The sequence below is a fragment of the Streptomyces malaysiense genome, from assembly GCF_000980885.2.
In the GTDB taxonomy this organism is placed as follows: Bacteria; Actinomycetota; Actinomycetes; order Streptomycetales; family Streptomycetaceae; genus Streptomyces; species Streptomyces malaysiense.
Genome location: NZ_LBDA02000187.1, coordinates 1 through 315, shown reverse-complemented (window position 1 = coordinate 315; position 315 = coordinate 1). Strand labels below are relative to the sequence as shown.

General features: G+C 67.9%; 1 protein-coding gene. It reads left to right on the top strand.

Annotation, left to right across the window (positions count from 1 at the left end; all coding sequences use genetic code 11):
- Positions 1 to 70 precede the first annotated feature (70 nt).
- A partial coding sequence (locus VT52_RS34840; protein ID WP_240510037.1) for an Ig-like domain-containing protein occupies positions 71 to 315 on the top strand: 245 nt, incomplete at its 3' end.

Below are 315 nucleotides of genomic sequence, written 5' to 3'. Positions count from 1 at the left end.
TCTCCTGACGGCGGTGTACAGCGGGGATACCGAGTTCGGTGGGTCGACGTCGCCGGTGGACAGTCAGACGGTGACGCAGGCGGCGACGACGACGGGTCTCACGTCGGCGCCGGATCCGTCCGTCTTCGGTGAGGCGAAGACGTTGACGGCGACGGTGGCGGCTGTTCCGCCGGGTTCTGGTACGCCTACGGGTTCGGTCGATTTCTTCGACGGTGCGACGCTGTTGGGTACCGGGACGCTGAGCGGCGGCACTGCCACGCTCACCACGTCCGCCCTCTCCGTCGGTACCCATCTCCTGACGGCGGTGTACAGCGG